Below are 9,495 nucleotides of genomic sequence, written 5' to 3' on the forward strand. Positions count from 1 at the left end.
TTAGCAAATGAGAAGGGAATAAATGACAGGATATGAAAAATTAAATGTATGGCAAAAAAGTATGGAATTAGTAACAGAAATTTATAAATTAGTTAAGAAATTTCCAAAAGAAGAAATGTTTGCTTTATCAGATCAAATTAGAAGAAGCGCAGTTTCTATTCCAAGTAATATAGCAAAGGGAAGTTCACGAAATTCAAAAAAAGAGTTTATCCAATTTTTATATATTTCATTAGGAAGTATATGTGAATTAGAAACACAATTAAAAATTAATGAGAATGTAGGATATTTAAATAGTTTAAATGAATTGTTTAATAAAACAGAAAAAATTAAAAAGATGATAAATGCTTTAATAACTTCCTTAAAAAAAGATTTGAAAAATGACTAATAATCAGAAACCAAAAACCAAAAACCAAAAACCAAAAACCAAAAACTATTTCGTTCACGAAAGCTCATATGTTGATGATAATGTTCAAATAGGCGAAAATACAAAAATATGGCATTTTTGCCATATTTTATCTAATACTATAATTGGTAAAAATTGCTCTTTTGGACAAAATTGTGTAGTAGGGCCAAATGTAAAAATAGGAAATAATGTAAAGGTGCAAAATAATATATCTATATATGATGGAGTTGAAATAGAAGATGATATATTTTTAGGACCATCAATGGTTTTTACAAATGTAATAAATCCAAGGGCATTTATAAATAGAAAGAGTGAATTTAAAAAGACTTTATTAAAAAAAGGCTGTTCAATTGGAGCAAATGCAACAATTGTATGTGGAATCACTATTGGAGAGTATGCACTGATTGGAGCCGGGGCGGTAGTGAATAAAGATGTCAAGCCTTACGCGCTAATGGTAGGAGTGCCGGCAAGACAGATTGGTTGGGTTGATAAAGCCGGAAATAAAATGATATTTGATAAAAATGGAATTGCAGTTGATAGTTATGATGACACTAAATATATTTTAATAGATGATGAAATAAAAATTTTATAAATAAAAATGGATTTTGTAAAATTAAATTAGATGATGAGTATAAATATTATCATAAAATTTAGTAAAGATTAAAAAATATTATAATTCTAACAAAAATTCATTTTTTTATGTTTAATTTATTATGTATCAATATATTTTAAGATATATTCAAAATAGGTAATAAGATAGGATATTGGTTATTGAAAAATTAAGTGAATATTTTCTAATTTATATACAAACTTTAATTTTAGGAGATAAAATTAATTCAAAGATTTAAATAAAAAAGGACTATTTTCATGAAAGGGATTATTTTAGCTGGTGGAGGTGGTACTAGGTTATATCCTATAACCAAAGGAATATCGAAACAATTACTTCCTCTTTATGATAAACCAATGATATATTATCCATTATCAGTATTAATGTTAAGTGGTATAAAAGAAATATTAATTATTTCAAATATTGAATATATAGAAAATTATAAAAGAATTTTTAAAGACGGTAATGAATTAGGCTTAAAAATAAAATATGCAATTCAAAAAGAGCCTAAAGGCTTGGCAGAAGCTTTTATAATAGGTGAAAATTTTATAAAAGATAAAAATGTTTGTTTGGTATTAGGGGATAATGTATTTTATGGACATGGATTAATAAATATACTAAAGAATGCAATTAATAACGTCAAAAATGAATATAAAGCCACTATATTTGGATATTATGTAAATGATCCTGAAAGATATGGAGTTGTAGAGTTTAATGAAATGGGTAAAGTTATAAGTATAGAAGAAAAACCAAAAAAACCAAAAAGTAATTATGCAGTTGTAGGTCTATATTTTTATCCAAATGATGTAATAGAAAAAGCTAAAAGTGTAAAACCAAGTAATAGAGGGGAATTGGAAATAACTTCAATTAATGAAATGTATTTGAATGAAAATAGATTGAAAGTAGAACTTTTTGGAAGAGGTTACGCTTGGTTTGATACGGGAACACATGACAGTTTGCTTGATGCGGCAAATTTTATAAGAACAATTGAAAAAAGAACTGGGCTTAAAATAGCATCTATTGAAGAAATAGCTTATAATAATGGATGGATAGATAAAAAGCAGCTTAAAAAATTAGCTAAAGAATTTGAAAAAACTGAATATGGAAAATATTTAATGGAAATTGTTGGAGAAAGAGAGTGAAATCTATTTTAGTAACCGGGGGAGCTGGATTTATAGGAAGTAATTTTATTCCATATTTTTTAAACAAATATCCAGAATATATTATTGTTAACGTTGATAAACTAACTTATGCTGGAAATTTAGAAAATTTAAAAGAAGTAGAAAATAATCCAAGATATAAATTTATAAAAGGTGATATTTGCAACAGAGAATTGATAGAATATATTTTTTATGAATATGATATAAAAGGTGTTATTAATTTTGCGGCGGAATCGCATGTGGATAATTCTATTAAAAATCCTGGAGTATTTGTAGAGACAAATGTAAATGGTACTTATATATTAATAGATGTAGCATACAAATATTGGATGGAAGGACCATTTCAATATAAAAAAAAGTATGAAAACTGTAGGTTTCATCATATTAGTACTGATGAAGTATATGGAACACTTCCAGAGGATCCAAATATACTTTTTACAGAAAAAACTCCATATGCTCCAAATTCCCCATATAGTGCAAGTAAAGCAAGTTCTGATATGATAGTTAGAAGCTATCATCATACATATGGAATGAATACAGTAATTACAAACTGTTCAAATAATTATGGTCCAAAACAGCACGATGAAAAATTAATACCTATAATTATCAGAAATGCACTACAAGGGAATCCTATTCCAATATATGGAGATGGAAAAAATATAAGAGATTGGTTATATGTATTAGATCATTGCAAAGGTATAGATATTGCATTTCATAAAGGAAAAGCAGGAGAGACATATAATATTGGCGGAAGAAATGAGAGAACCAATATTTATATAGCAAATAAAATATGTGAAGTATTAGATGAATTATATCCGACTAATGAAAATGATAAAATTACAAAAAATATGAAAAGTTATAAAGAATTAATTACGTTTGTAAAAGACAGACCAGGACATGACAGAAGATATGCAATAGATGCCAGCAAAATTGAAAATGAAATAGGTTGGAAGGCTGAGGAAAATTTTGAATCAGGAATTGTGAAAACTGTTAAATGGTATTTGAGGAAATATATTGAAAAATAAAATTTTACATTTGATGGCATTAGATAAATTTATTCCACCATTTATAAAATTTATTAAAGAAAATTGTGAAATAGATAGACATTTGTTTGTATTTTTACATAAAGAAAGATATGATTATGGTTTAACTAATGAGTATCCTCTTATTTAGATAAATAAATATAAAAGTCTTTTTCACTTATTAAAATATTATGTATACTTCAGATAAAATAATTATCCATAGTCTTAGTTCTAAAAATTTAGTGAGGTTATTGTTTTTTCAACCATGGCTTTTAAGAAAATGTTATTGGATAATGTATGGAGGTGATTTTTATTTTCCAGACAAGCAAAGTTGGGTAAAAAAACAAGTTATTAAAAAAATAGGGCATTTAGTTACTTATGTTAAAGGAGACTATGATTTAGTGAAAAAATGGTATGGTGCAAATGGTAAATATCATGAATGTTTTATGTATCCAAATAATTTATATACTCATTATGAGGTTAAACGAAAAGAGAAAAGAAATATAATAAATGTACAAATTGGAAATTCAGCGGATCCTATTAATAATCATTTATAGATTTTTCAAAAACTAATTGAATATAAAAACGAGAATATTAGAATATATGTACCTTTGTCATATAGTAATAAAGATTATGCAAAAGAAATTATAAAGAAGGATAAAAATTTTTTTGGAGAAAAATTTATACCACTTACTAAATTTATGCATTTTAATGAATATTTAAATTTTTAAGTAAAATTGATATTGCAATATTTAATCATAATAGACAACAAGCAATGGAAAATACTATTACATTGCTCGGTTTAGGTAAAAAAGTTTATATGAGAAGTAATATTACACCCTGGCAATTTTTTAAAGAATTAGGTATTAAAGTATTTGATGTAAAAAATATTGAATTATCTTTATTAGATGAGAAGACAAAAAAGGAAAATATAGAAAAAATAAAAGCATATTTTTTCAAGGAAAATTATCTTAATCAATTGAGAAATTTATTTAATTAAAAAAGGAAAAAAATGGAAAATAAAATTTCATTTTATATTATGAATTCGAAAGGATTTTATGTATTAAAAAATTTTATAAATAAATTTGGTAGTAAATATATAGAATATGTAGTAAGTTGTGAAGATAAAAACATTAAAAAAGATTATTTTTTGGAAATAAAAGAATTGTGTTTGAAAAATGGGATTAATTTTTTTAATAAATCAGATGATATTTTACATGTTGAAAATAGATTTAAAGGTTTTAAATTTGCAATAGGATGGAGATGGATTATTAAAAATACAACAAGATTAGTTGTTTTTCATGACTCACTTTTACCAAAATATAGAGGATTTGCTCCCTTAGTAAATTCTCTTATAAATAAAGAAAAATATATAGGTGTTACTGCTTTATTTGCTAGTAATGAATATGATAAAGGTGATATTATTTTACAACGCAGAATAAAGATAGATTATCCTATAAAGATAAGTGAAGCTATAAATAAAATTGAACCAATTTATTTTAATTTGGTAAGTGAAATTTTTAAAAATATTATAACAAAAAAACAATTTAAAGTAATAAAACAAGATGAAAATAAAGCAACTTATAGTGTTTGGTTAGATAGTGAAGATTATTTTATAGATTGGAATTGGGATGCTGATAGAATTAAAAGATTTATTGATGCCGTTGGATATCCTTATGATAATGCAAAGACGACTTTAAATGGTAAAATTGTAAAAATTGTTGATGCAGAAGTAATATCAGATGTTATAATTGAAAATAGGGAAAGACACATAGGTAAAGTTATTTTTTTTGAAAAAGAATTTCCTATAGTAATATGTAAGAGAGGTCTTTTAAAATTAATTGATATAAGAGATAAAAAAAATAATAATATAAAAATATCTTTTAGAACTAAATTTAAATAAACATAAAAAAATAAAAGGGTATAAATGATACCATTTAATAAACCATGTTATATAGGTAATGAAGATAAATATGTTTTAGAATCTATAAATAGTGGTAAATTGACTGGTGATGGGAATTTTTCTAAAAAATGTCAAAAATGGTTTGAAGAGAAATTAAATTGTAAAAAAGCTTTGCTTACTCCATCATGTACAGCAGCACTTGAGATGGCAGCAATACTTATTGATATAAAACCTGGAGATGAGGTTATTATGCCTTCATATACTTTTGTATCTACTGCCAGTGCTTTTGTATTAAGAGGTGCAAAAATTGTATTTGTAGATATAAGACCTGATACGATGAATATAGATGAAACAAAAATAGAAGTGGCTATTACAGAAAAAACTAAAGCTATAGTTCCTGTGCATTATGCAGGAGTTGGATGTGAGATGGATATCATAATGGAAATTGCAAAAAAATATAATCTTTTTGTAATAGAAGATGCAGCACAAGGAATGATGAGTAGCTATAAAGGCAAATCTCTTGGGACTATAGGTCATTTAGGTGCTTATAGCTTTCATGAAACAAAAAATTATACAAGCGGAGGAGAAGGTGGATTATTAATAATTAATGATGAAAGATTTGTTGAAAGAGCGGAAATAATAAGAGAAAAAGGTACAAATAGAAGCCAATTTTTTAGAGGAATGGTAGATAAATATACATGGGTTGATATTGGCAGTAGTTATCTTATGAATGATATTAGTGCTGCTTACCTTTGGGGACAGTTAGAAAAAGCTGATAAGATAAATAATAATAGGCTTGAAAGTTGGGAAAAGTATTATGAAGTATTAAAAATTTTAAAAGATGATGGCCTTTTAGAATTGCCAGTTATTCCACAAGAGTGTATTCATAATGCTCATATGTTTTATATAAAAGTAAAAGATTTAGAAACAAGAACAAAATTAATAAATTATTTAAAAGAAAAAGGAATTTCAGCGGCATTTCACTATATTCCATTACATTCTTCACCTGCTGGAAAAAAATTTGGTAGATTTCATAGAAAAGATGTATACACGACAAAAGAAAGCGAAAGATTACTTAGGTTTCCTATATATTATAAGTTAAGTCTAAAAGATATATATTATATTGCCGATTCGGTAAAGGAATTTTATGATAAAAATTTTTAAGGAATTAAAAGAATATATATAAAGAAAATTAAGGAAATAAATTCTTATAAAATTTGTTTTTAAAGGGGAATTATTGGATTATAAACAGAAATTATTACTATAATATTATATTATAATAAATAATTATATTTATAAATAAAACAAAAAACATACTTAATAGATAAAATTAATTGAAATTTTTTTAATTTTTTTATTATAAATTAGGAAAAGATTTTAGAATCATCACAAATTAAAAATGTAGGAAAAAATTTGAAATAACTTTTTTATTAAGATATATGCAGCTATAATGAGTAAGGTTAAGATAAATAATAATTTAAAAATAAAAGTTTAAACAGTATTTACTAAATATTCCAGATAACTCAATTTTAGTTAAAATATCCTATGTAAAGGAAAAATAAATTTGTCTTTGAAGAGGAAAACAATAATAGGTTTAAAATGGACATCATTGTCAAGTATATTTAGTGCAGGTATTTCCTTTTTACAACTTATTATTTTAGCTAGAATTTTAGGTCCTCAAGTATATGGAACAATGGCAATTTTAATGGTCATTATAGGGTTTGCTAATTTATTTATAGATCTTGGAATTAGTAGAATAATAATATATAAACAAAATGATATTACAATAACTCAATTATATTCTATGTATTGGATGAATATATTTTTAGCTGTTTTTGTTTATATTATTATATTTTTCAGTGCCCCTTTAATTGCAAAGTTTTATAACCATATGAATGATTTAAGCTTTTATATAAGACTAATATCAATTAGTTTTGTTATTAATGCAATTTCTATGCAACATATAGTATTATTTCAAAAGGATATGGAATTTAAAATTTTAGAAATAGCTAATATAATTAGAGTAAGCTTAAATTTTATAATTGCACTATTTTTAGCTTTAAATAATATGGGAGTATTGTCTTTAATATATGCTTTACTTTTTTCGAATATAATTTATTCATTTATTATAGTTAACAAAGGACGTAAATACCATAAAATTAAATTTTATTTTAATTTTAATGAAATAAAAGAAGCTATAAAATTTGGGCTTTATTTTTCAGGAAGTAAAATATTAGGTGCTATTACAAGCTCAATCGATGTATTAATTATAGGTAAATTTTTTTCACAAGAAGAGCTTGGAGTTTATGATATTGCAAAAAAATTAGTTTTTCAAATATTATCTATCATAATGTCTGTTATTCAAAAAGTAATATATCCTCTTTTTGGAAAATTACAACAAAATCCAAAAAAATTAAAACACATTTATATTAAAATTATATCTTTAATTTCTTTTATTCTAGTTCCAATATATAGTTTATTTTTTTTACTATCAAATGATATATTTATGGTGATTTTAGGTGAGTATTGGATCAAAGCAGCTGATATTGTCAAAGGCTTTTATTTTTATGTAATTTTTGTAGGTATAGGAACTACAGTTGGTAGTTTAATGACAGCTACTGGAAAAGTGAATATTGGATTATTTTGGAATATATATAACTTATTTATAGTTTTTATTGTAGTATTTATTACTGTAGTAAATTTTTATAAAATAGAATATATTCCTATAGCATATTCATTGATTACTTTTTTAAATATTTTTATTTATTTTTATTTTGTGATAATCAAAATTATAAACGTGAGTTTTTTTGAATATTATAAACATATTTTTATTAATTTTACTATAGGAATTTTTTTAATTATTATATTTATACACTTAGATATTAAATTAGTAAATATATATTTGGAACTTTTATTAAAAGCATTATTTTTTTTAATATCATATATAGTTTTAGTTTTGATTTTTAATAGAAAGAATTTATTATATTTAATGGAACTTAAATGAAAAAAAACATTAAGCAAACAATTAATATGATAATAGAAACAGGAATATTTAATAATATTGTAAGTCAAATTAAACTAAAAACATTAAAAAATATTGAAAAAAACAAAATTCCATTTATGAGAAAAATATTACAAGTTTATTATAAAAATTATATTAGTAAAACAACTATTAAGTGTAATGAAAATCAAAAGCGAAAACCTAAAATTTATTTTATAACTAATATATTTCCTTTATGGGAAAAAAGTATAAGTAATTTTTTGAAAATTAATGCAGATATTGCTACTGTATATTTAAAAAATAATATAGAAGTTGAATTCATCCTAATGCATCATTCTCATGTATCATATTTAACTAATAAAGGGATAAAATGGAATGATATATTAGAAGTAGATCATAAATTAATTGAGAATAAAATAAAAAATGATTTATTTAATATGTATAATATACAAAAAGATAAAATAAGAATTCATATTTTAAATAAACAAAAGGGTAATATAAAATTAAAAGATTATATTAAGAATGTTATAGATTTTTTTGATGGCTTAAATTTTTCAAATAGAGATATATTTATCTATAGTGGAGGAATATGTAAATCAGATTTAGCAGAAATACTTTTGCAAAAAATAAATGCAAAGAAGGTATATTTAACAGCAGGTGCAAAAGAAACTGTGGAATGTCAAAAGTATGACTATGTATTAACATATAACAATCAGTTATTGAACAAATATAATAATGCGATTCCTCCAAAAAATGTAATTTTTTCACCTTTTGAATGGGAAAAAAATAGTAAACTTTCTCCCTTATTGCAAGAAAAAATAAATAAATTGCTAAATAAAAAAGTAAAAGGGATTTTTTTATCATCAAAGCAACAATATACAGATAGTATAGATGATGAATTTATAGAAATATTAAATAATATTATGGCAAAATACAGCGAATTTTATTTGGTTTTAATAGGTGATAATAAAAATAAAATTATGAAGAAATTAAAAAATAAAATTATTTTTAATGAAGAAAGAATAATTTGTATAGAGTTTGTAGATAGTTTATATGTTTTATTCAGAGAATTAAATAAATATTTTAAAACTTTGTATATTCTACCAAGAATTACAGGCAGTGGAGTTACAAATTTAATGGCTGCTTGTGCTGGTATACCTACTACTATTTTTAAAGGTAACGATGCGGATGGGAATTGGATACCTTCTAAATATTTTGTAAAAACAAAAGAAGAATATTTTAATCAAATAAACAAATTTATTAAAGATGATAAAAAAATAGAAGAATTTATAAAGGATTTTGATAAATTCAAAAAAGAGCAACAAAAAAAAAGTAAAGAGTTTTATTTAAAATTATTAAGTTAATTAATAAATTAGAATAATTTTTAATTAATAAATAA

Annotated in this window: 11 protein-coding genes; all 11 read left to right on the forward strand. The window is 23.3% G+C overall.

The window, feature by feature from the left end:
• Positions 1-22 precede the first annotated feature (22 nt).
• The 11 genes from QML81_RS05185 (at position 23) to QML81_RS05235 (ending at position 9,460) form a co-directional block, all read left to right on the forward strand.
• Positions 23-385, forward strand: coding sequence for a four helix bundle protein (locus QML81_RS05185; RefSeq protein ID WP_281950353.1), 363 nt, complete (start codon positions 23-25; stop codon positions 383-385).
• The gene (locus QML81_RS05190; RefSeq protein WP_281950354.1) at positions 378-995 is read left to right on the forward strand and encodes an acyltransferase; all 618 of its coding nucleotides are present in this window, start codon (positions 378-380) and stop codon (positions 993-995) included. Before QML81_RS05185 ends, QML81_RS05190 begins: the two co-directional genes overlap by 8 nt.
• 275 nt (positions 996-1,270) lie before the next feature.
• Positions 1,271-2,152: a glucose-1-phosphate thymidylyltransferase RfbA gene (gene rfbA / locus QML81_RS05195; protein ID WP_281950355.1), complete on the forward strand. Its 882-nt coding sequence runs from the start codon at positions 1,271-1,273 to the stop codon at positions 2,150-2,152.
• Positions 2,149-3,195, forward strand: coding sequence for a dTDP-glucose 4,6-dehydratase (gene rfbB / locus QML81_RS05200; RefSeq protein WP_281950356.1), 1,047 nt, complete (start codon positions 2,149-2,151; stop codon positions 3,193-3,195). Before rfbA ends, rfbB begins: the two co-directional genes overlap by 4 nt.
• The gene (locus QML81_RS05205) at positions 3,185-3,343 is read left to right on the forward strand and encodes a hypothetical protein (protein ID WP_281950357.1); all 159 of its coding nucleotides are present in this window, start codon (positions 3,185-3,187) and stop codon (positions 3,341-3,343) included. Before rfbB ends, QML81_RS05205 begins: the two co-directional genes overlap by 11 nt.
• A gap of 100 nt (positions 3,344-3,443) precedes the next feature.
• The gene (locus QML81_RS05210) at positions 3,444-3,749 is read left to right on the forward strand and encodes a hypothetical protein (protein WP_281950358.1); all 306 of its coding nucleotides are present in this window, start codon (positions 3,444-3,446) and stop codon (positions 3,747-3,749) included.
• Positions 3,750-3,967: 218 nt separating this feature from the next.
• Positions 3,968-4,192 (forward strand): hypothetical protein, encoded by a 225-nt coding sequence (locus tag QML81_RS05215; RefSeq protein ID WP_281950359.1) that lies wholly within the window; start codon positions 3,968-3,970, stop codon positions 4,190-4,192.
• A 12-nt stretch (positions 4,193-4,204) separates the two neighbouring features.
• Positions 4,205-5,095 carry a methionyl-tRNA formyltransferase gene (locus QML81_RS05220; protein WP_281950360.1) on the forward strand — a complete coding sequence of 297 codons (891 nt, stop codon included), beginning with the start codon at positions 4,205-4,207 and terminating at the stop codon, positions 5,093-5,095.
• A gap of 24 nt (positions 5,096-5,119) precedes the next feature.
• A complete protein-coding gene (gene rffA, locus QML81_RS05225) occupies positions 5,120-6,259 on the forward strand; it encodes a dTDP-4-amino-4,6-dideoxygalactose transaminase (RefSeq protein ID WP_281950361.1) in 1,140 nt (379 codons plus the stop codon).
• Positions 6,260-6,665: 406 nt separating this feature from the next.
• Positions 6,666-8,099 carry an MOP flippase family protein gene (locus QML81_RS05230; RefSeq protein ID WP_281950362.1) on the forward strand — a complete coding sequence of 478 codons (1,434 nt, stop codon included), beginning with the start codon at positions 6,666-6,668 and terminating at the stop codon, positions 8,097-8,099.
• The gene (locus QML81_RS05235; RefSeq protein WP_281950363.1) at positions 8,096-9,460 is read left to right on the forward strand and encodes a hypothetical protein; all 1,365 of its coding nucleotides are present in this window, start codon (positions 8,096-8,098) and stop codon (positions 9,458-9,460) included. The genes QML81_RS05230 and QML81_RS05235 overlap by 4 nt, the downstream gene beginning before the upstream one ends.
• Positions 9,461-9,495: the final 35 nt, after the last annotated feature.

Source organism: Nitrosophilus kaiyonis (assembly GCF_027943725.1).
GTDB classification, from domain to species: domain Bacteria; phylum Campylobacterota; class Campylobacteria; order Campylobacterales; family Nitratiruptoraceae; genus Nitrosophilus_A; species Nitrosophilus_A kaiyonis.

What these genes read in the sequence shown, in the direction of transcription:
- QML81_RS05185 (WP_281950353.1), top strand. Translation starts at nt 23, where the DNA reads ATGACAGGATATGAAAAATTAAATGTATGGCAAAAAAGTATGGAATTA.
- QML81_RS05190 (WP_281950354.1), top strand. Translation starts at nt 378, where the DNA reads ATGACTAATAATCAGAAACCAAAAACCAAAAACCAAAAACCAAAAACC.
- rfbA (WP_281950355.1), top strand. Translation starts at nt 1,271, where the DNA reads ATGAAAGGGATTATTTTAGCTGGTGGAGGTGGTACTAGGTTATATCCT.
- QML81_RS05215 (WP_281950359.1), top strand. Translation starts at nt 3,968, where the DNA reads ATGGAAAATACTATTACATTGCTCGGTTTAGGTAAAAAAGTTTATATG.
- QML81_RS05220 (WP_281950360.1), top strand. Translation starts at nt 4,205, where the DNA reads ATGGAAAATAAAATTTCATTTTATATTATGAATTCGAAAGGATTTTAT.
- rffA (WP_281950361.1), top strand. Translation starts at nt 5,120, where the DNA reads ATGATACCATTTAATAAACCATGTTATATAGGTAATGAAGATAAATAT.
- QML81_RS05235 (WP_281950363.1), top strand. Translation starts at nt 8,096, where the DNA reads ATGAAAAAAAACATTAAGCAAACAATTAATATGATAATAGAAACAGGA.